This window comes from Pseudopedobacter saltans DSM 12145 (assembly GCF_000190735.1).
Taxonomy (GTDB): domain Bacteria; phylum Bacteroidota; class Bacteroidia; order Sphingobacteriales; family Sphingobacteriaceae; genus Pseudopedobacter; species Pseudopedobacter saltans.
Genome location: NC_015177.1, coordinates 2,413,568 through 2,436,680, shown reverse-complemented (window position 1 = coordinate 2,436,680; position 23,113 = coordinate 2,413,568). Strand labels below are relative to the sequence as shown.

13 protein-coding genes are annotated in these 23,113 nt (G+C 36.3%); all 13 read left to right on the top strand.

Features of this window, described 5'->3' with window-relative positions:
• The 13 genes from PEDSA_RS10335 (at window position 1) to PEDSA_RS10275 (ending at window position 22,449) form a co-directional block, all read left to right on the top strand.
• Window positions 1-2,409 carry a glycoside hydrolase family 3 N-terminal domain-containing protein gene (locus PEDSA_RS10335; protein WP_013633108.1) on the top strand — a complete coding sequence of 803 codons (2,409 nt, stop codon included), beginning with the start codon at window positions 1-3 and terminating at the stop codon, window positions 2,407-2,409.
• A 102-nt stretch (window positions 2,410-2,511) separates the two neighbouring features.
• Window positions 2,512-4,164 carry a hypothetical protein gene (locus PEDSA_RS10330; RefSeq protein ID WP_013633107.1) on the top strand — a complete coding sequence of 551 codons (1,653 nt, stop codon included), beginning with the start codon at window positions 2,512-2,514 and terminating at the stop codon, window positions 4,162-4,164.
• Window positions 4,165-4,177: 13 nt separating this feature from the next.
• Window positions 4,178-6,052, top strand: coding sequence for an alpha-L-fucosidase (locus tag PEDSA_RS10325; protein ID WP_013633106.1), 1,875 nt, complete (start codon window positions 4,178-4,180; stop codon window positions 6,050-6,052).
• 10 nt (window positions 6,053-6,062) lie between these two features.
• Window positions 6,063-7,256, top strand: a complete 1,194-nt coding sequence (locus PEDSA_RS10320; protein WP_013633105.1) for a glycoside hydrolase family 88 protein — start codon at window positions 6,063-6,065, stop codon at window positions 7,254-7,256.
• 226 nt (window positions 7,257-7,482) lie between these two features.
• Window positions 7,483-10,632: a SusC/RagA family TonB-linked outer membrane protein gene (locus tag PEDSA_RS10315; RefSeq protein ID WP_013633104.1), complete on the top strand. Its 3,150-nt coding sequence runs from the start codon at window positions 7,483-7,485 to the stop codon at window positions 10,630-10,632.
• A gap of 13 nt (window positions 10,633-10,645) precedes the next feature.
• Complete coding sequence (locus PEDSA_RS10310) at window positions 10,646-12,208, top strand: RagB/SusD family nutrient uptake outer membrane protein (RefSeq protein ID WP_148233526.1); 1,563 nt, start codon at window positions 10,646-10,648, stop codon at window positions 12,206-12,208.
• A gap of 4 nt (window positions 12,209-12,212) precedes the next feature.
• Window positions 12,213-12,935: a hypothetical protein gene (locus PEDSA_RS10305; RefSeq protein ID WP_013633102.1), complete on the top strand. Its 723-nt coding sequence runs from the start codon at window positions 12,213-12,215 to the stop codon at window positions 12,933-12,935.
• 241 nt (window positions 12,936-13,176) lie between these two features.
• The gene (locus PEDSA_RS10300; RefSeq protein ID WP_013633101.1) at window positions 13,177-15,675 is read left to right on the top strand and encodes a T9SS type A sorting domain-containing protein; all 2,499 of its coding nucleotides are present in this window, start codon (window positions 13,177-13,179) and stop codon (window positions 15,673-15,675) included.
• Window positions 15,676-15,876: 201 nt separating this feature from the next.
• Window positions 15,877-17,304, top strand: a complete 1,428-nt coding sequence (locus PEDSA_RS10295) for an alpha-L-fucosidase (RefSeq protein WP_013633100.1) — start codon at window positions 15,877-15,879, stop codon at window positions 17,302-17,304.
• Window positions 17,305-17,558: 254 nt separating this feature from the next.
• A complete protein-coding gene (locus tag PEDSA_RS10290; RefSeq protein ID WP_148233525.1) occupies window positions 17,559-18,443 on the top strand; it encodes an alpha/beta hydrolase family protein in 885 nt (294 codons plus the stop codon).
• 17 nt (window positions 18,444-18,460) lie between these two features.
• On the top strand, window positions 18,461-20,680 hold the full coding sequence (locus PEDSA_RS10285) for a GH92 family glycosyl hydrolase (RefSeq protein WP_013633098.1): 2,220 nt from the start codon (window positions 18,461-18,463) through the stop codon (window positions 20,678-20,680).
• A 426-nt stretch (window positions 20,681-21,106) separates the two neighbouring features.
• The gene (locus tag PEDSA_RS10280) at window positions 21,107-22,018 is read left to right on the top strand and encodes an IS982 family transposase (RefSeq protein WP_013633096.1); all 912 of its coding nucleotides are present in this window, start codon (window positions 21,107-21,109) and stop codon (window positions 22,016-22,018) included.
• A 122-nt stretch (window positions 22,019-22,140) separates the two neighbouring features.
• Complete coding sequence (locus PEDSA_RS10275) at window positions 22,141-22,449, top strand: hypothetical protein (RefSeq protein WP_013633095.1); 309 nt, start codon at window positions 22,141-22,143, stop codon at window positions 22,447-22,449.
• Window positions 22,450-23,113 lie beyond the last annotated feature (664 nt).

Sequence of the window (23,113 nt, the reverse complement as noted above, 5' to 3'; positions counted from 1 at the left end):
ATGATCAATAAACCTTTACTTCTTAAGTGTGCTAGTCTTCTAGCATTAGCCGTAGCGACACAAAATATTTATGCGCAGAAACCGAAAAATATCTACCATAAAAATTGGATAGATTTCAATAAGAACGGAATTAAAGACGTATTTGAAGATCAATCCCAACCCATTGAAAAAAGGGTTGAAGACTTGTTATCTCAGATGACTGTTGCAGAAAAAACTAATCAGACAGCAACTTTATATGGATACGGTCGCGTTTTGAAAGACGAAATGCCAACTTCAGAATGGAAAAAATCGATCTGGAAAGATGGTATCGCTAATATGGACGAGGCATTAAATAGTTTACCAAATAATAAAAAAGCACAAACAGAATATTCTTTTCCATACAGCAAACACGCTACCGCAATTAATACGCTTCAGAAATGGTTTATTGAAGAAACAAGATTAGGTATACCCGTTGATTTTACAAATGAAGGAATCCATGGTCTTTGTCACGATAGGGCAACACCTTTTTGTGCACCTATTGGAATAGGAAGTAGCTGGAATAAAAATTTAGTCAGAAAAGCTGGCGAAATCGCAGGAAGGGAGGGAAAAGCTTTAGGATACACCAACGTTTATGCTCCTATTTTGGATTTAGCGAGAGATCCAAGATGGGGAAGGGTAGTAGAATGTTATGGAGAGGATCCCTTTTTAGTTGGAGAATTAGGGAAAAACATGGTTTCGGGTTTGCAAAGTAATGGCATTGCCGCAACTTTAAAACACTATGCGGTTTACTCTGTGCCTAAAGGTGGTCGTGATGGTCATGCCCGAACAGATCCGCATGTTACCCCAAGAGAATTACACCAAATTCATCTTTATCCATTTAAAAAAGTGGTTCAGGAAGCTAAGCCTTTAGGGGTAATGAGTAGCTATAATGATTGGGACGGTATTCCAGTTACAGGTAGCTATTATTTTCTGACCGAATTGTTGAGAAAGCAGTATGGTTTTAATGGTTATGTAGTGTCAGACAGTGAAGCTGTAGAATTTATTGCTTCTAAACACAGAGTGGCCAAAGATTTTAAAGAAGCTTCAGTTATTGCATTGAAGGCGGGTTTAAATGTATGGACAAATTTCAGACAACCAGATAACTATATCAATAATTTAAGGGCCTCCGTAGCGGATGGATCTTTAGACATGGAAACGCTTAACCAAAGGGTCAGAGAAGTTTTATCTGTGAAATTCAGATTAGGTTTATTTGATAGACCTTTTACCGAGAACCCTGCTGCTTCTGATAAAAAAGTACAAACACCAGAAGACAAGAAGTTTGCCGAGCAGATGAACAAGGAGTCTATTGTTCTTTTAAAAAACGGAAATGATTTCTTACCTCTGGATAAAAATAAAAATCAAAAAATATTAGTCACGGGACCTTTAGCGGCAGAAGTTGGTTATACCATTAGCAGATACGGACCCTCTAATAATCCATCAACCTCAATTTTAGACGGATTAAAGCAATATAATAACGGTAAGCTGAATATCGACTATGCTAAAGGATGTGAAATCGTAAACGAAGGCTGGCCAGGCACAGAGATTATAGATGAGCCTGTTACAGAAAAAGAAAAAGCAATGATTGCAGATGCTGTTGCTAAAGCAAAAAATGTTGATGTGATTATTGCCGTAGTAGGCGAAAATGAGAAAATAGTAGGCGAAAGTTTATCACGTACAAGTTTGAATTTGCCAGGAAGACAACTGGAATTATTAAAGGCTTTACATGCGACAGGAAAACCGGTAGTAATGGTTTTGGTAAACGGCAGACCTCTTACTATAAACTGGGAAAACCATTATTTAACGGCAATTTTAGAAACTTGGTTTTTAGGGCCATCGGCTGGAAAAGTGGTAGCTGAAACACTCTTTGGAGATTATAATCCGGGAGGAAAATTGTCGGTAACTTTTCCTAAATCTATTGGTCAGATTGAAATGAATTTCCCTTTTAAACCAGGATCTCATGCGAACCAGCCTTCATCAGGAGATAATGGCTTTGGAAAATCCAGAGTAAATGGTGTTTTGTACCCTTTTGGATATGGATTAAGTTATACAAAGTTTTCTTATAGCGATTTGAAACTTGACTTTTCGAAACCAGATAGTATTTCCGCAAGCTTTGTCTTGAAAAATATAGGAAAAAGAGACGGAGATGAAGTGGTGCAATTATATTTTAGGGATCTTATAAGTAGTGTTATCACTTATGACACACAATTGAGGGCTTTCGAACGTATTCATTTAAAAGCAGGGGAAACCAAGCAGCTTAATTTAAAATTTGCCCGAAAAGATTTGGCAATTTTAGACAAGGATATGAACTGGGCAGTAGAACCAGGTGATTTCGAAGTTTTGATAGGCAGTTCTTCCGAGGATATTAGATTGAAAGAAAAATTTACATTATAAAGCCAAAATACTGGTAATCAAAAGCCAATAAAGCTTAATGTGTTTTTTAAAAAAAACGTTTAATTGCAAAAAATAAAGTCTAACCAATTAAAGATTTTTTGTATGAAAAACGTATTTCATATCCTTACATTGTTTTTAGCTATCTTCTTCCTGCAAGCTTGTAAAAAAACGAAGAATAGCGATGAGGAAAAAGTAGTGAGTCCACCTCCAAAGGAGGAACCTAAACCTGAACAGCCAATTTCAAAAGCGCTGGTTTACCTAAAAAATGATGGTAAATTAGGTTATAATTTTTTTGCAAACGAAGGAGAGACTGGTAAAGTAAATCAAATTCCTGATTTTTCGACGGCAGGATATAAGGGTGGGGGCATTGCTCTGCCTCATATTACAGATGTAAAAGTTACGTTGACACCAATTGCAGGAGATAATCTAACCCAAATACAGAATGCCATTGCACAAGTTCAGGCTATGTCGGGGAATAGCGAAGGAATAAGGGGAGTTGTATTGCTGAAAGCTGGGCTATATGAAGTGAGTAATACCATTAAAATAACTAAAAGTGGCGTTATTCTTAGGGGAGAAGGGCAAGGTGAAGATGGAACAATTTTAAAGGCTACTAAAAAATCTCAACACACATTAATAGAAGTATCTGGTGTATCAGTATCGACTTCCAGGGTATTAAATAAAATAACAACACCTTATGTTGGAACAGGTAAGAAAGGGTTTAGAGTAGCTTCTAGCTCAGGTTTAGCTGTTGGGGATCGTATATCTGTTTATAAAACGCCTAACGATCAGTGGATAAATGATTTGGATATGGCTCAGTATGGATGGACAGCGAGTGGTTATAATACAGATTTTGAAAGAAAAATTGTTGGGATTGTTGGTGATAGTATAACCTTAAATGCTCCTATTGTAGATCCAATACAAACCAAATATGGTGGAGGGTCTATTTATAAATTGAATGCCCATCAACGTGTAACTCAGATAGGAATAGAAAATCTAAGACTTTCATCGGTATATGATTCAAATGATGATGAGGAACATGGTTGGATAGCTGTAGAGTTGAATAATGCAGAAAACTGTTGGGTAAAAGGGGTGACAGCTTTATATTTTGGTTATTCAGCGGTAAGTATCAGCTCGAATTCTCATTACAATACGGTAGAAGATTGTGCCATGTTGGATCCAAAATCAATTACAACAGGAAGCAGAAAGTATTCTTTTAATCTGGAAGGAGGAGCAAGTTTTAATTTATTTCAAAGATGTTTTACCAGAGGGGGAAGACATGATTTTGTTACGGGATCGAGAGTTCCTGGGCCGAATGTATTTTTAGATTGTGTTGCGATAGAAACCAATGCAGATGCAGGTCCTCATCATCGATGGGCTACAGGACTTCTCCTGGATAATATTTCCTGTGGGCAATTACAAGTTCAAAACAGAAAGGATATGGGGTCTGGACATGGCTGGGCGGGTGCACAGACACTGTTTTATAATTGCAGATCTACTAAATCTAACATTAAAGTGGAGAGTCCCAAAGGAGCTATGAATTGGGGAATCGGATGCATAGGATTAACAAAAAATGGGACGGGATTTTGGGAGAGCTGGGGAATTGCAGTTCAGCCAAGAAGTATTTATTTAGCTCAATTGAAAGACCGATTAGGAAGTACAGCTGTTGACAATGTTACTATTCCGGCTCAAAGAGCTGGAAATATCGATCAACTGTTGAAATCGTGGGCAGGGAAAGGAAAATTACAAGCAAATTAAATTTTTATAATATATGCATTTAAAAGTATTGTTGTATTCTGCGGCATTAGCAGCAATATCTCTATCAGCTTTTTCGCAAGATGCTGGAGACGAAGATAGACACATGAGTAATCTTACTTCAGCAAACAGAGATAAAATAGCTATAGAAGAAGCTAAAAAGGGTTGGTGGTCTGCTTCTATGAAAGGTAAAGAAGACCGTATAAAATGGTGGAGAGAGGCAAGATTTGGAATGTTTATACATTGGGGTGTTTATTCCGAAGCCGGGGGAGAATGGAAAGGAAGAGAAGTAGGGGGATATGCTGAGCATCTTATGAGGAAAGAAAAGATTACTCGCAAAGATTATCTGGATTTAGCTTCAAAGTTCAACCCGATTAAATTTAATGCCGACGAGTGGGTAAAAACAGCAAAGGCTGCGGGAATGCATTATATGGTAATTACCGCAAAACATCATGACGGTTTTGCGATGTATCCATCAGAAGTTTCTGATTTCGATATCAAAGATAAAACCCCATTTAAAAGAGATCCAATGGCCGAATTAGCGGCGGCATGTAGAAAGTATGGTTTAAAATTTGGTTTCTATTATTCGCATGCTTTTGACTGGGAACATCCCGATGCTCCGGGTAATGATTGGGAGTTTAAAAATCCGGGAGGAGATTTGAATCTTTTTGGTGGAAGAAATTGGTTTGATGCGCATCCGGAATTGATACCTAAAGCTGTGAAATATGTTGACGAAAAATCAATTCCTCAAATAAAAGAATTGATTAAAAAATATCACCCGGATATGCTTTGGTTTGATACACCACACAAACTTCCTTTTTCTGAAAACTTAAGAATATTAAAAGCAATAAGAGAAACTGACCCCAATTTGGTTGTAAATGGAAGATTGGCCAGGAATTCACAAGGGAATTTTGGAGACTATCTAAATACAGCCGATAGACCTGCTGAGTTTTTTCCTGTTACCGGTGATTGGGAAGCAATTCCAACAACTAACGAATCGTACGGTTACAGTAAATACGATCATAGCCATAAACCAACAAGCCATTTTATACAGCTATTGGCTAATGGAGTTGGTAGAGGTGGAAATATTCTAATGAATATCGGTCCCAAAGGTGATGGTAGTTTCGATCAAAGAGATCAAAAAATATTAGACAGTCTAGCTATATGGATGAAAAAGTACGAGGCTTCAATTTATAAAGCTTCAGCTTCTCCTTTACCTTTACAAAGTTGGGGAGCAATTACCAGTAAGGGGAATACTTTATACTTACACGTTTTTCAATGGCCAAAAAACAACAAGCTTTTAATAGGTGGGCTGAAAAGTGATATACTAAAAGTGTATAACATGAACGATCCTGCTAAGAAGTCTTTAAAAGTGAGTAAGGAAGGAGATAATTTGTATGTTTCTCTGCCTAACGAGCCGTTTGATAAAGTTGATGCGGTTTTAGTAGCAGAACTAAAATCTCCTGTGAAAGTAGAACATTTAAGATATATCGATACAGAAAGTACTAACCGTTTATTAGCTTTTGACGCCGAACAAAAAGGTCAAGGTTTTGGTTTTGGTGACGGTAAGACGAATAGATATTATGTTCACGGATGGAAATCGAAAAATCAAAGCTTATCATGGAGTTTTAAAACTAACCATGCTAAAACTTTTAAAGTTGTTTTGAAATATATTGGTGAGAAAGAAAATTCTGGTAAAATGAATTTAAGTGTTGGTAATCTATCAGAAAATATAACTATAAAACCAGGAAATGGTAAGCCGGCCGAAATAGAAATTGGAAATGCATTTGTTCAGAAAGGCATTAACAATTTGAAATTGGAGGCTTTAGATGTACAAGGACAAGAATTAATGAAGGTATTGGAAGTTGATTTAATTCCAATTAGTAAATAAAAGTTTTAAAATGAAATTTTCCACAACATTACAAAGAAGCCTATGTGGCTTCTTTGTTTTTACGGTGTTTTCCGTTAACGCGCAATTGAATGTGAAAAAAGAAGTTGCTTTTGCTGGGTCTCAAACAATGATTATGTTAGATGGGGTAAACAAAGCAAAACTTGCTAGTAATAAAAAGGATCTGGTTGCCCCTAGAACATTAGAAAAAGGAGAGTTAAAGCTGGTCCCGTCAAGAGATTGGACAAGTGGTTTTTTTGCTGGAGAATTATGGTATTTATATGAACTTACCAGGGATAAAAACTGGTTGGATGATGCAGACAACTACACCAGACCATTAGAACAAGAAAAAGATAATGGAAAGACGCATGATATGGGTTTTAAAATATATTGCAGTTTTGGTAATGCCTATAGATTAACTCAAAAGGAATATTATAAAAATGTTATCATAGAATCGGCAAAAACGCTGTCAACTCGATATAATGACAAAGTAAAGGCTATCCGTTCATGGGACCATAATAGCCAAAAATGGAGTTTTCCAGTTATCATAGATAATATGATGAATCTGGAGCTTTTATTTGAAGCCACCAAACTCACGGGAGATTCTACATTTTATAAAATTGCTGTAAACCATGCCAATACTACTCTGAAAAATCATTTTAGAAAGGACTATAGTAGCTATCACGTAATAGGTTATGATCCAGAAACGGGGAAAGTTTTACAGCGTAACACTCATCAGGGATATAGCGATGAATCTGCATGGGCAAGAGGTCAGGCCTGGGCTATTTACGGTTACACCATGTGTTATCGTTATACTAAAGACCAAAGATATTTAGATCAGGCGGAACATATTGTGAATTACTTTTTCAACCACAAGAATATGCCAAAAGACCTTATCCCTTACTGGGATTTTGATGCTCCTAATATTCCTAACGAACCGAGGGATGTTTCAGCTGCTACGGTAACGGCATCGGCGTTATTAGAATTGGCAAATTACAGTAAAAATAAGACCGCATATTATAAGTATTCACAAACTATTTTAAACAACATTGCCCAAAAGTATAAGAGCAAACTCGGCGGAAATAAAGGATTTATTTTATCTCATAGCACTGGAGCTAAACCTTCCAATTCAGAAGTTGATGTTCCTTTAAATTATGCGGATTACTATTATCTGGAAGCACTAAAAAGGTATAAAATGTATAAATAAGCAGTTGCCAAATTGTTTATTTATACATTTTGCTAAAATCGCTTAATAGAACGCCAATATTATTAATATTAGTACTCTTCCCTTTGCATAACTTTAAATTACCAATTACTTAAGAAGCAATTTATGTGTAAGTCTGTTCCAGAAAAGCGAAGGGGAGTCCTTTGTTTAATTTTTAGAGAGAGGAGTTATAAGGTTTTGAATTTAAATTATACTAATCATTATTAACATGAGTAAATCAAAAAAACAATTGCCATTTGCATTTTTTGATAGCCAAGCCAGGTTATTCAAAATATGTTTTATAACGGCGTTTGCGTTGTGTCTTTCTGTAATAGAAGCTGTGGCGCAGATAAAAGTGACGGGGGTAGTGAAAGAAAGTAATGGTGATCCGCTTCCGGGTGTTGCCGTGAAAGTAAAAGGAAGTCAGTCGGGAACCCAAACCAATGTTAACGGACAGTTTAGTCTTACTGTCCCTGGCCCGGATGCAGTTTTATCTTTTAGCTATATTGGTTTTGTAACCAAAGATGTAAAAGTAAGTAATCAGACGGCAATTAATGTGACACTTGTTGAAAATGCTAATGACCTGGATGAGGTAGTTGTTCTTGGTTATGGTCAGACGAGTACAAAAAGAGATTTAACTGGTTCTCAATCATCCGTTACAAGCAAAGATATCGCAGAAAGACAGCCCGTTACTTTATTTGACGCGTTGCAAGGTCAAGCCTCTGGAGTTCAGGTAGTGAATGATAATGGAGACCCAATGGGACAAGGGACTATTCAAATTAGAGGAGCTTCTTCCATTAATGCGACGGGAGTTGGTCCGCTATATGTAATAGATGGGGTGATTAGTGAAAATGGGAATTTTGTTAATCCTCAGGATATTGAATCAATAGAGATTCTAAAGGATATTGCAAGTGCATCAATTTATGGAGCAAGAGGTGCTAATGGGGTTATTTTAATTACCACAAAGAAAGGTAAAGAGGGTAAACCTTTAATAGCAGGGCAATATACCTTTACGCTTGGAGAATTGGCCCATAAAATCAGAACTACTTCGGCAGACGAGTTAAGATACTATAGAATGATTCGTGGTGGTGGGATAAATTTTGCTGGTAATGTGGACTCTGTAAATCCGTATTTAAATGCAGACAACGATTATCAGGATCTGTTATTCAGGACTTCGAAAAAACATGTTGCTAATTTAAGCTTAAGTGGCGGACAAAAAGGTTTGACCTATTATGCCGGATTGAATTACACTGACAATCAAGCTTTGGTATTAAATAGTTGGATGAAAAGAGTACAATCAAAGGTGAATGTTACTTATCAGATAAGTCCGAAACTTTCGGTTTCCAATAATCTTGCTTTTGCTTACCAAACAGGAAATATCATTAATTTAGGTAATTCAGCAAAGCAAATTTTTGAACGTAATCCATGGACAAGTTTATATAGACCAGATGGAGAATTGGCAGGAGTTATTGAGTCAAAGCGAAATCCGGTAGCCTATGCTTTGTTAGATAAAAATCTTGACAATAACTATGTTTCGCAGTTCAACACCCAATTTAAATACAAAATTATTGATGGTTTAAGTTTTTCGACAATGTTTACTGCAAATCTGGATAACAACAATAACAGAGAAGTAGTTCCAGCAAGGATAACCACTAACGGTATCTCTGAAGGATTTGGCTCTAGTCAAAGAAAAGTTTACTGGGAATCACAATCTGTGTTTAATTATGAAAAGATATTTAATAAAGTTCATAACTTTTCTGCAGTAGCAGGTTTCACGTTGGACAGAAGAAGAACAGATAATTATAAAATTAGAGTTACGAACCTGTTAAATGAAGATATATTTATGTCTAACGTTGGTACAATAGACGTTAATACTGCACAAACAGGTACTTCTGCGACGGCAAATTCAAATGTATCTATCTTAGCCAGAGCTAACTATAGTTATCAGGGAAAATACATGTTGCAAGGAACATTTAGAAGAGATGGCTCTTCCAGATTTGGGCCTAACAGTAAATGGGGTGATTTCTTTTCTACTGGAGCAGCCTGGAGATTTACTTCTGAGAAATTTATGGAATGGACTAAAGGTATAATTGATGATGGAAAATTGAGATTTAGTGTGGGTTCAGCAGGGAATGATGCCATTGGAAACTATATGTCTTATACGACCGTTAAATTTGGAGATTATTATTATAATGGACAGCTTGGGGCCTCTGCAGATCGCGTTTTAGGAAATAGTGCTATACAGTGGGAAACAACTACTGCAACAAATTATGGTATTGATTTGTCTTTTTTAAAAGGAAGAGTAACCTTAACAGCTGAATATTACGATAAAATAACAAAGGACTTACTGTATACCTCAGAATTAGGTAAAGAGTCTGGCAAATACCAGGTAGTTACTAATCTAGGCAAAATTCAAAATAAAGGCTTTGAGTTAACCGTATTGGGTACCCCGATTGCTAATAAAGATTTTGTTTGGGATGTAAATGCAAATATGACTCTTCCGAAGTCTAAAATTAAAGAGCTGGCAAATGGTACTTCATTTATTACCGGAAATAAGTGGTTAGTAAAAGAAGGTGGTAAAATTGGTGATTTCTACTTATTTATTAATGAAGGAGTATATCAATATGATGTCTCTAATGCGTATACTCCGGACAATCAGCGCTTAACTCCAGTAGATGTTGTAGTGAGTGCAGATGGTAAATCGGTAGAAAGTGTTGGAGGTTACACGTTGAATGGACAACCGTATACAGGACCAATAACAAGTAAATATTACAATGGAGTTAAACTTCAGGGAGGAGACACCATTTGGCAGGATACAAATAATGATGGTACTATAGACGATAATGACAAAGTTATCGCCGGTAATGGATTACCAACATTCTATTTTGGTTTAAATAATACTTTTAGATACAAACAATTTTCATTGAGTTTCTTATTCAATGGCCAGTTTGGCAATAAGGTTTATAATGCAGTAGCCAATGGACAGAATACAACATCGTCTACCTACACTCCTCCGATTTGGGATATGGCAACTACTTCTTGGTTTCGACAAGGAGACATAACTCAATATCCACTTGTTAGTAGACAAGATACTAGAGGAAGTATTAGAAATAACTATAATAGTCTGTATTTAGAGGATGGTTCGTTTATTCGACTATCCAGCGCAAGATTGGCTTATACATTAGATAAAAAGCTAGCAAGTAAAATTGCTGCAAAAAGCGCTACAGTATATCTCTTTGGTCAGAATTTACTTACCTGGACAAATTATTCCTGGTTTGACCCAGAATTTAGCACCTCTAATCAGTTGCAACCTGGAAATGATACAGGAAAGTATCCTAAGGTGAGAGAGTTTGGTTTGGGTTTAAATGTTAATTTTTAATAATATGCACTTAATGAAACATAATATAGTTGTATACGCTACGGTATTTGTAGGCTTGTTAGCCACTTCTGGTTGTCAGAAATTCTTAGAAGAGAAACCTTTGACTGCAGTAGATACAAAAGATTATTATAAAACGCTTAAAGATGTTAATGCATCTATGGCGGGAATTTACGGTTCGTTTCAGCAAGAGATGACCGGAGAAGGAGGAACAAAAAATTTTACAGGAAAATATCATTATTGGGGAGAGGGAAGGGCAGATAACTTTGATTTTAATGGGCAGTATACAAGCGCATTAGTGAGAGAACTTTCAATAAATACCTTAACTTCTGGAAATAGTGCTAGTGATTGGACGGGTTTTTATCGCACAATAGGTTTAACTAATCTTGCGATAAAATATATACCTAATGCGGCGAAATTAGATAATGCGGTAACACCAACTTTAAGAGATAATTTTTTGGCACAGTGTTATGCCATGCGAGCTATGTGTTACTTCTATATCGTTAGGTTATGGGGAGATGCGCCGATTTGGATAGAACCTTATGAAGATTATATGGTTGAAAGCAAGAGACCCCGTGAATCTAAAGAAAAAATCATGGAAGAAATCATCATCCCGGATTTGAAAAATGCTTATAATCTTATCCAAAAGAATCAAACCTCAAACGTGTGGAATATTAATGAAGGTGCTATAGCAGCTATATTAGCAGATGTTTACATGTGGAAAGCAGGGATGAATAGTGATAATGCTTCCTATACTGAAGCAATAAACTGGTTTAAAAATGTGTTCAAAGCTAAGGCACCAACAGGCAAGGTTTACACTGGGACTACTATTGCAGATTTGGAAGTAGCTGCCGATTGGAGACCAAAGTTATTTTTGGATCCATCTAAATCGAAAGAATCTATTTGGAGTATCAATTGGGACGCGGCAAATAATGGGTGTGCTTGTATCCCGATTTCTATAGGTAGTTCAAATAATCAAGTTAGAGTAGATTCGGTTTTACATGCTGATTGGAAAAAGGATAAAACGGATATGAGAGTTACGCTTAGTATAGATACTTTAGCAGGTCTGGGACACTATGATAAAGTGTTGAAGTATTATAATGTACCTGCAAGTGGTTTTCCAAGTGGAACTAATGCGCCGAAAGCCACAGATTATCCAGTGTATTTGGTAATGTATAGATTAGGAGATGTCTACTTATCTTATGCGGAAGCTTTAAATAGAACTGGTGATAGACCGAATGCGTTGAAATATTTGAACTTCATTAGACAAAGAGCAGGAAAAGTAGCCTTGCTAGATGCTGATCCTCTTATAGCTGGAGTTGTAGGGCTGGAAGATGAAATTATACGTGAAAGGCGATTAGAACTTTTTGGAGAAGGTAAACGTTGGTTTGATTTAGTGAGAACTCGTAGTTTGAATAAAGTATTAGACCCAGTTATCAATCGTAGAATATCGAAAATTCAGGGTGCTCCCTATACGGAAGGTTTCGGGACAAATGTTGACGAAAAAGCTTTGTGGCCTATTCATCGTAACAATTTGGAAGATAATAAAAAATTAGAGCAAAATTCTTTTTACAGATAGTATTATGAAAACGATATATAGAATTTTTAAAAAAGTAGGGGGCGGAATAGCGGCCTTGGCATTGTTTTCTGGTTGCACTCTTTTTGGTTTGGATGTACAGAAAGATTATAACAGAACGCCACATACACTAGATCCTAAGATGGATAAGACTGTGTGGCAATATTTAAAGGAAAGATCTTATGGAAATACAGCGGAAACAAGGGTGTTTGCCAGAATGATGGATGCCATTATCTATTCTGAGATAGACACTTTGGAGTATACTAAGCCTAACAGAACATTTATATTGATGTATGGGGCTTCTTCAGGAAATCCTCCAACTCTCTCTGCTCCTGCATTCTGGACAAATTTCAAGGTTAATAATGCAAACGCTACTAATTGGAATCAATATCCAAAAGAGTTTGTTAGGAATTATCTTAAGTATTTGATAGTAGAGGGAGAATATAACCACTACACTATTCCGGCATTGCAAACCATCAATGCAAATACTTTGTGCCCCGCAGGATACTTTAATACATTGCCCACAGGAATAACCTTAGCAAATTTTATTCCGAATACAAATCCTGAATCGATAATGACGATAAAAGTATTAAACTCTTCTCCAAGTAATACAAGTGATTATCCAATTCAGCTCAATGATGTTCTTAATGTTAGAACAAGTAGTATTTTAGCAACAAACGGGACTGTACATGTGATAGGATCGTTCTTTTCTCCGGCATTACCATTATAATAGCCGAACAAGTAACTTAATAGGGAAGGTCTGGACTTTAGTTCAGACCTTTTTTGCATATCATAAAATTATTTTACAAGTTCAAAAAATCGATTGTGTTATTAAGTTTTAAGACCAATGGTAATTAAACTTTGTAAATCTCTAAAATTCTCTAATCGCCAAAATTGCTTAATATAAAGCTAAATGTATTGATATATAGTTTTTTATAAATTATTAATTTGTCTTTCATAAATCTTATTTTATGAAAGAAACAATCCTAAAAGCTGCTATTATAATTTGTTTTCTATTTGTAGCCTGGAAAACAAGGGCACAATCCCTCCTCTTAGAAAATTTAAGCGGACCTATCACTCCAAAGGAAATTCAGGCATTCAAAAATTACATGAATGGTAAGGTAAATCCTGATCCAAATCAGAATGCAGGAAATGTTTGGGTCTATGGCAATAATGGAAAAGCTATAGAGGCCTGTGGCTTGATGTATGAAGCGACAGGAGATATAGAGATCCTAAACAGAATGATACATTATTGCGACATGGCATTGTCGGGAAGAAATGACTTAAAGCCGGAAAGCGAAGGTGGGCAAAAAATAGTGTGGACAGGTAATATAGAACCTGTATGGCCATCTGATGTTACAGAGGTGCCCGCAAGAGCAGGAATAGAGCAGGGGCAGGTCTTATCTCATATGGTTTATTGTTCTTTGTTAATATTGCAAAACTCGGGTATTTGGGACCAATCAATTCCCAATCAACAGGGAGATTTGAATCAGACCTATAAAGAAAGGGCATTAAAATACATACGGGAATCCAATTATGTAATGGACAATTGGATACTCCCACGTTTTATTCGTACCAGTGATAGAAACCGCTACTACTTTCCCGGAGCGCCAAACACTTATAAACCAAATGACCCCGCTCCATGGAACCAGGCATTTATGTTAACCAATGCTTTTGTAAGATTAACACAATGTCACCTCATTTTAAATGATGATCCTGCAAGGATTGTATTATATGATAATATTGTTAATCCAAATCTGGAGTGGTTTTTTTCAGAAACACAGTCGAAGAAATCTAAAGAAGGAAATAACGTGAAGTTATTTCTATATGCGATAGGTGGTTCTGTGGAAGATGCTAACCATTTAGCCTACGATGTAGAGGGATTATATATTGCTTATAAAACCGGCCGTTATGGAATCAAATTTGAAGATCTGGTACCTTTTGCGAATACTTATATAGATATGGTTTTAGGGATACCACAACCTGATGGTACTTATGCCGGGAGGATAGATGGTACTGTCGGTTCAGGAAATTCAGGTGGTGATAAGTATGTTCGCGATGAATATTTCTATTTGCCAACATTCAGACCTGATCAATTTGAACGGATGGTTAATATCAATATTAACGCTGGAAGGATTGCATCCTATCCTCAGGGAACCGCAAGACTCTTATGGCAAAAACAGCAGAGGTACCTGGAGTCATTACCCAACCAATCAAAATTACCAGAGCAGGCCTATGGACTCTTACCGGGAGATAAAAGCGTTGGAATTCCTCTTAATATAGATTTAAAATGGACAGGTTCCACCAATACGAAATCATATAAAGTCTTTTTTGGTAAAGACAAAGACAATTTACAGGAACAAGTGGAAGTGGGGGATTATATTTTTAGAGTAGAAAATCTTGAGGAACTTACAACTTATTTTTGGAGGATAGACGCCATCAATGAGCAAGGGACGGTAACAGGTAAAATCAACGAGTTTAAAACTTTGTCTGCGAATGCAACAATCCCCGATCCTAATTCCAGTTATCGGATTACAGGAAATGGAGGAATACTGACCGCTCAATATACCAGCAGTAAACAAACTGAAAATTATCCTAATCTGATCGATGTAAACACCGCCACCAAATACTTTGTTGGCCAAAATAAGCTTTGGGTTCAATACCAGTCCCCCACGTCCGAGATATTAAGTTTTTATGAGGTAGCATCGGCCAATGATACGCCGACAAGAGATCCAAAAGATTGGACATTATACGGGTCTAATGATGGAGCAGTTTGGGATGCACTGGATGTACAAACTAATCAGAGCTTTAACAATAGATATGAAAGAAGGTTTTTCGTGGTTAATGCTACTACTGCATACAAGTATTATAAATTAGATATTACAGCAAATAGTGGGGCTACTCAAATTCAGTTTTCGGAATGGAATCTGTATCGGGTAAATACAATGGCAATAGTTACAAATTCTTTCAAAGCACATAAAACCGAAAATGGAATCAATTTGGAATGGAGAGCGAATAATATAAAACCGAATACTTTCTTTCAGGTACTACGAAGGAATAGCAGCGTAGGTGCATTTCAGATAATAAAAGAAGTGACAGCTTCTGATATGGATTATTATGTGTTTAATGATAAATTCCCGGCTATTGGAACAAATTATTACAGAATAAGACAAGTGAATTCTAATTACGAATTTTCAGACTCCGATATCGTTGCAATAGATTATTTTAATCATAATCGATTGACCGTATATTCAAGAGATGGGAAATTATTTCTCACTAATGAATTGTCATCCGGAAATATTTCTATATCTATATTTAATATAGACGGTAGGAAACTTTTTATGCAAAATTTTAACAATCAGGGCATTCGTTCCGAAATACCTCTCAAAATAACACTCAAACCGGGAGTCTACATTTCTGAAATAAATACTGATAAGGAGGTCATTTCAAACAAAATGATAGTTTATTAAACATAAATCATAACATATGATTAAGGACCATTGACTGGCTATCAACAAAATGCCAAAATCACATTCAAAAATGTAATTAACGCTGAATATTTTGTTAAATAAATTCGTTTATATTGAAAATTGTTTAGAAATGTAAATTGAAGCTCCAGTGCTTAAGTTTTGATTTCGACTATATAAACTTTTGACTTTAAACTTTACAAGATGTTAAGAAGATTTTTCCTGATAGTGCTAATCGCTGTGATTGGGCAGCGAGATTTATCTGCTCAGGCTTTAAGCAAGGACGAGAAGATGGCATGGTGGCGCGAAGCCAGATTTGGTATGTTTATCCATTTCGGGACTTATGCACAATGGGGCGGGGTATATCATGGCCACCAACAAGCCAGGGGTGGAGCAGAATGGATTATGAACCGCGCTAAAATTCCTGTACAGGAATATATTGATACAGCAAAGAATTTTAATCCTGTGAAATACAATGCCGAATTTTGGGCGAAAGCAGCAAAAGATGCCGGGATGAAATATTTGATCATTACGACCAAACATCACGACGGTTTTGCTTTGTTCGATACTAAAGTGAGTCATTGGAACTCCTTGCAAGCTTCTAAATACGGTAAAGACTTGATAAAGCCTTTGGCAGAAGCATGTAAAAAATATGGAATAAAATTGGGTTTTTATTATTCACAATCTCAGGATTGGGTAAACCCGGGGGGGGCTGTAGCAAGAAAGGTGATGGCCGAAGGATGGCCTAATCCGGATTCGACCAAAATAAATGCCTACACAGAAGCACACAGAGGACACTGGGATCCTGCTCAGGAGACAAAAACGTTTGATCAATATATTAACGACGTGGCTGTTCCGCAAGTAAAAGAATTATTGACTAATTACGGAGAGGTTTCTGTGCTTTGGTGGGATACACCGATGCAAATTAATGATGAGCAAGCAACTAAATTGCAAAATGTTTTAAAGCTACAACCGAATATCATCACTAATGATAGATTGAAAAGACCTAATTTCCCTGGAGATACCAAAACACCAGAACAGAAAATACCGGATAGAAAAGAGTTGGATGGCAAAGATTGGGAAACCTGTATGACCATGAACGGCAGCTGGGGATTCAAAAGCTGGGATCACAATTGGAAAAGTTCGGAAATCTTGGTTAGAAACCTGATAGACATTGCTTCAAAAGGTGGGAATTATTTATTGAATATCGGGCCTAAACCAGACGGATCATTCCCGCAGGAAAGTATAGACCGTTTAAAAGATATTGGTGCATGGATGGATAAAAATAAAGAAGCAATTTATGCAACCAAAGCAAATCCATTGGATGAAGTATCCTGGGGAAGAATAACCACCAAATTAAATGATAAAAAAGAAAGTGTGCTTTACCTTTCAGTATTTGATTTGCCGAAAAATGGAACATTGTCTATACCTGATTTAAATGCTCCGGTAAAATCAGCAAATCTGTTAGCAGGTGGACAGAAGGTGGCTTTTAAAAAGGCAAAATCCGGCTACGATTTTCAGCTGAATGCATTGAATGGTAAATATGCGACAGTAATAAAAGTGACTCTAAAAGGACAGATAAAAGACAAACATTTCTCTGGGGCAAATATGAAAACCGGAGAATTAGATTAGAAGCGAGTTTTAATGCGGATAGATAGAGCTAGGGGAGAGTTTTCTTCTCTGGTTTTTTAGTTTTTATATTTATGATCATGCGGAACTATGTCCAGTCTTAGTCGAGGGATTATTTCAACATCTTTACTGCGGATTGTCTCTTCGGAGATGAAGCTAAAATTAGTGATAGTTTTAAAGGGTTCGTTACGGTCATACTGAACTTGTTTCAGTATCTCCATTTTGGAGGCAGCCTATAGAGAACCTACAATAAAAAAATGATGAATACAAACAATAAAACAATAAAAATTTTCACGCTGTATGTATATTCGTTCTTGCTAGCCAGTTTTAGCACAGAACTATTTTCAGCTGAACCAAAATTTAAACGAAAAACCGAGTTCGATATCTTTTCAAAAATTGAAGGCGATTTTAAGCAAAGCGATTTCCATGGTTTCGTTTGTGCAGATTTTACTTTTAAAGGAAGAAAAGCTAAAATAGTTAAACCCATTACAGTAGCCAAGTGGAAGCCATGGATTTGGAGAGCGCGTTTTTGGGGGCATGAGCCTCAGACAGATATTGCTTTGCTCAAACAAGGTTTTCATGTAGTCTATTGCGATGTGGTGGAGCTATATGGGAATAAAGAGGCGATAACTATATGGAATGATTTTTATGATTTTCTAAGGAAAAGTGGTTTAGCGAAAAAAGCCGTTTTAGAAGGAATGAGCAGAGGCGGTGTCTATGTTTATAATTGGGCTGCGGAAAACCCCAAAAAGGTAGCATGTATATATGCAGACAATCCCGTACTGGATCTTAAAAGTTGGCCCGGAGGAAAAGGAAAGGGACCGGGAAGCACAAAAGATTGGCAGATTTTCTTGAAGGACTATCAGCTGGATACAGATCAAAAAATAGCAGATTTTGATGGTAGTCCCGTCAACAAAATTATACAGATAGTAAAAGGAAAGTATCCGATGCTGCATGTTTGTGGTTCCGAAGATGAAGTAGTTCCGCTAGATGAAAATACCTTGCCCTTCGCGGAGCAGATTAAAAAAGCTGGAGGCCATATTGAAATAATTATGAAGCCTGGAGGTAAACATCATCCGCACAGCTTAAAAGATCCAAAACCTATTGTAGATTTTATCCTGAACGCTGTTGAAAAACAATAAGTAAAAGTTGCATATTTATGAAAAAAGCACTAGTCTATTTAGCCATTGTTTGTTGTTTTGGTAGCCATGTTTTCGGGCAGAATTTGTTGGATTGCGTAAATCCCTTTATTGGCACCGGAGCTTCTACAACTTTAAGTTCACAAAAGCATGCTTCGGGAACCGAAAATTTAGCAAATACCATCCCTGCAGTGGGAGTCCCATTTGGAATGACACAATGGACACCACAATCCCAACAAACAGAAAAAAAATGTTTAGCCCCATATTATTATAATGATAAAAAGTTATACGGATTTAGAGGAACGCATTGGTTAAGCGGTTCATGTACTCAAGATTATGGCAGCTTTACCATTACACCCATAAGTGGGAAATTGCAAATCAATCCTGAAATTTATGCCTTTGATAACTTGCATCAAAACGAAATAGCAACGCCCAATTATTATCAGACAGATATACCCGCATACCAATTAAAAGTTCAGCTTACGGCAAAACAAAGAAGTGCTTTTTTCAATATCACGGCCAATGCAACAGATAGTGTGTATATCTTAATAACACCAAATAGTGATAAGAATCAGGCTTACATAAAAGTCGACCAGAAAAATAATAGAATATCAGGATATAATCCCGCTTATAGAATTTATCAGGGCAGTGGCAAACCCGCTGGCTTTAATGGTTATTTTGTTATCGAAATGGATAGACCTTTTACGGTTCGGGGTGTCTTTTCCGATAATAAATTACAATCTACAGATAGCCTATCTAAACAGAAGGATTTAGGTGCCTATGTTGGTTTTAAACTGAACAAAAATGAACAATTAAAGCTAAGGGTGGGAACCTCGTTTACCAGCATAGAAAATGCAATAAAAAATCTTCATGCAGAGATTAAACATTGGGATTTTGAACAGATAAAAAAAGAAAGCGAAGCCAATTGGTTGAAATATTTCAATAAGATTAAGATCGAGGATGAGAGTCGGGAGAATAAAACCATATTCTATACTGCATTATACCACAGTTTGCAACATCCACGCTTGTTTAATGATGTTGATGGAACTTATCCTCAGTTTGATAGTCATTATAAAAACGCAACTACCAAAGGAAATTACTATGATGATTTCTCGATGTGGGACATCTATCGGGCGCAGTTACCTTTATTGGAATTGATTGCACCAGAAGAGACTAATGATATGTTGAAGTCATTGATTATAAAGGGACAACAAGCAAAATGGTTACCTATATTTCCTTGTTGGAATAGCATAACCGGTGCAATGATAGGAGATCATGCAACAAGTTTTATCACCTCGCGATACCTTAAAGGATTCAGGGACTTTGATATCACCGAAGCCTATCGTTTGATGCGGCAAAATGCTTTTGATATTCCTTCCAAAGAAATTTATTTGACAGGAAAAGGCAGACGTGGTTTGGAATCATACCTCAAATATGGATATATTCCTTTAGAAGATGAAGTTTTAGATGCCTTTCATAAACGAGAGCAAGTGTCAAGAACTTTGGAATATGCTTTTGATGATTACGCCCTCGCTATGTTCGCTAAACAAAAGGGAGAAAAAAAAGACTGGAAAATATTACTCAATAGATCAAAAAACTATAAGAACGTATTTGATAAAGCAACAGGCTTTGTCCGTGGCAGATATAAGAATGGAACATGGTATAAGGACTTTAATCCCGACATAAAGCATAGTTTCATAACAGAAGGCACCTCCAGACAATACATGTTTTATGTGCCGCATGATGTAAATGGTTTGATAAAGTTGATGGGAGGCAAGAAAAAATTTGAACAAGCCCTGGATAGTCTTTTTAAAAAAAATGAATACTGGCATGGAAATGAGCCGGGACACCATATTCCATTTTTGTATAATTATACCCGTTCACCATGGAAGACAAAGCAATATGTTCATCAGATCTTAAAGGAAGAATATGGCAATGGAATAGGAGGGTTGAGTGGGAATGATGATACCGGGCAAATGTCTGCCTGGTACATATTTGCTGCAATGGGATTTTATCCTGTTAATCCCGTTTCTGGAGAATATCAAATTACTGCACCATTATTCAAAAAAGTAAGTTTAACCCTGCCCAATGATAGGATATTGAATATAGAAAATTTTAAGACTAATGAAAAATCCGGGAAAATAAACAAGATTATTTGGAATGGTAAGACTCATAAAAGTTGGTCTTATCGTTATAAGGATTTGCTAAATGGAGGTGAAGTGAGGTTTATGTTAGATTAAAAATCTTTAAAATAATAAATTGTAACCAGTATATGAACCACTTAAAATATTATCTGCTTTTAATTTTATCAGGATTAATATTGTCATGTAACAAAGCTGTTCGAGTTGTTCTTGAAAAGGCAACTCGAACTTTAAATGTTGCTGATTTTGAAATCTGCCTTTATTTATCAGTTAGTAATGTGCTGCGAAACATGGCGAACAGTTTGAAAATAGGTTTAAACAAATTATAAAAATAGAAGTAATGGCGCCGCATGTTCTTAAAAGAATTTCTCTAATATTTTCTCTCTTACTGATTAGTATTTTAACGTGAGTTCGGGATAATAGAATTGTCTTTTTAAAGAACAAAAAAGAGATTAAATTACTGATTATCAAATAAGTAAGCATATTTTGTTATATTTAAGTACCAAATTAAAACTATAACTTGATATGCTTACTCCTTCTAAAATTACCGAAATTTTTGTTCAAGTTGATGATTTCTGCAAAGAATTTGAACTTGAGATCATCCAACATAAGCTTAATGCGGGAAATTGTAAAGCCAGAAACCGTAAGGCCTCACTTGCTGATAGTGAGATCATCACTATTCTGATAGCTTTTCATACCGGACATTTCACCAATCTCAAGCACTTTTACATTGGTCACATCTGTTCTTATTACAGAGATTATTTTCCTGGACTTGTATCCTATAACCGTTTTGTAGAACTGCAGCAAAGAGTAGCAATACCCATGATGCTGTTTCTGAAAAACAGATGTCTGGGACAGTCAAATGGTATCAACTTTATCGATTCTACACATATCAAGGTATGCCATAACAGGCGCATACATAGCCATAAAGTGTTTTCCCTGGTTGCAGAGCGAGGGCAATGTTCCATCGGATGGTTCTATGGATTCAAGCTTCACCTGATCATCAATGACAGGGGGGAAATATTATCCTTTTATCTTACAAAGGGCAATGTGGATGACCGGAACATTAAATTGATGACCTCTATGACACAGCAGATATTCGGCAAGCTGTTTGGGGACAAAGGTTACATATCAAAAGCATTAGCTGATCTGCTCTGGGGAAATGGTATTCAAATGATTACCAAGCCAAGAAAGAATATGAAGGATTTTAACATCTCGCAAGCTGATAAGATTATGCTCAGAAAAAGAGCCTTAATCGAATGTGTGAACGATGAATTAAAGAATATATGCAAGCTGCAGCATACCAGGCACCGTTCGGTAAATAACTTCCTGATGAACACAATGGGCGCACTTTGTGCCTATCATTTCTTTCCTAAAAAGCCCTCTCTTAATATCGGTTTTGACTTTAATGACAGACAGATGTTATTGACCGCTTAAACCGAATTCACGTTATTTTAGCAACTGCACAGGAAAAGGTTAATGGTAATACTGCTTTCGTCAGGTCTTTCGAAAAAAACTTTAAATTACCAGACTCTTTCATCCAGACTTGTTTTTATGAAGTGATTACATTACGTGTTTCATTAAGTCATATAGCGTTTTCTGATAATGCTTCAAACGAATTAAAAGCGGAGTTAAAACGGATAGAAAATAAATTGGATATCAATTCTTTAAAAGAGAATAAAAACGATGGTAAGCATGTAGATCTGATATTTCCCGTATTTTTCATAAATAAAAGCGAGGAGTGTAAGGGGAAATATAATGTGAAAAATAGCGAACAGACCTATTGTTCATTTGGAGGTTATGTTATAGATAGCCCAGTTCAGTTACAAGAACCTATAATATTGAATTTATATAATGTGGTAAATTAAAATTCCTATTGTCTAAATATTGAAATATGATCTGGTTTAAGAGTTAGCGATGGGCCCTTAAACCATGTTATTCGGATTTTGAACCTGCTCTATTTATCAGTTCGCCATGCCAACTTTTCGTCACCTTGGGTGCAAGGAAAGGTCACACATGTAAACCTACTTTTATCTATAAGCTTATTTGTGGGCCAGCCTGTTGCAGGCAGGTTTCACCAGATTCAACATGACGGTGTTATTTCGATTCCCCCGAAAAATAATTAATAATAAAAAGCATTACTTTTCATACCTCTCTCCGGTAACACATAGTACATAAAGCACCCCTGATAATAGAGATATAACAGTGATTAAATAGAGGGTTTATAGAGGGTTCATAGAGGTAAAGCTCTATAAACTCACTTTCTGGCCACTGGTACAATTATGGTTAGCTACTACAAGAAATTAATTTGTAGTAGGGTTGGTGTAGCTCTTTATAAAGCTTTGCAAGGAGTTTATTTTCTAGAAAAGAAAAGGTATGATGGATAGACTGGAAAAAATAATAAATACGGAACTTTGATAGATTTTTCTGGGGGCCAAACTTAAACTTTTTAATCAAAAATTTGGTGATGTGGTTTATCTCTTAAAAAAACACCATCTCTACCATTATATTATATCCTCTACCGGCTAAAAT

Bases quoted from the DNA above. Each gene is read 5' to 3' on its own strand.
- PEDSA_RS10280 (WP_013633096.1), top strand. From the start codon at position 21,107: ATGCTTACTCCTTCTAAAATTACCGAAATTTTTGTTCAAGTTGATGAT.
- PEDSA_RS10290 (WP_148233525.1), top strand. From the start codon at position 17,559: ATGATGAATACAAACAATAAAACAATAAAAATTTTCACGCTGTATGTA.
- PEDSA_RS10305 (WP_013633102.1), top strand. From the start codon at position 12,213: ATGAAAACGATATATAGAATTTTTAAAAAAGTAGGGGGCGGAATAGCG.
- PEDSA_RS10325 (WP_013633106.1), top strand. From the start codon at position 4,178: ATGCATTTAAAAGTATTGTTGTATTCTGCGGCATTAGCAGCAATATCT.
- PEDSA_RS10295 (WP_013633100.1), top strand. From the start codon at position 15,877: ATGTTAAGAAGATTTTTCCTGATAGTGCTAATCGCTGTGATTGGGCAG.
- PEDSA_RS10320 (WP_013633105.1), top strand. From the start codon at position 6,063: ATGAAATTTTCCACAACATTACAAAGAAGCCTATGTGGCTTCTTTGTT.
- PEDSA_RS10335 (WP_013633108.1), top strand. From the start codon at position 1: ATGATCAATAAACCTTTACTTCTTAAGTGTGCTAGTCTTCTAGCATTA.
- PEDSA_RS10285 (WP_013633098.1), top strand. From the start codon at position 18,461: ATGAAAAAAGCACTAGTCTATTTAGCCATTGTTTGTTGTTTTGGTAGC.
- PEDSA_RS10310 (WP_148233526.1), top strand. From the start codon at position 10,646: ATGAAACATAATATAGTTGTATACGCTACGGTATTTGTAGGCTTGTTA.
- PEDSA_RS10315 (WP_013633104.1), top strand. From the start codon at position 7,483: ATGAGTAAATCAAAAAAACAATTGCCATTTGCATTTTTTGATAGCCAA.
- PEDSA_RS10330 (WP_013633107.1), top strand. From the start codon at position 2,512: ATGAAAAACGTATTTCATATCCTTACATTGTTTTTAGCTATCTTCTTC.
- PEDSA_RS10300 (WP_013633101.1), top strand. From the start codon at position 13,177: ATGAAAGAAACAATCCTAAAAGCTGCTATTATAATTTGTTTTCTATTT.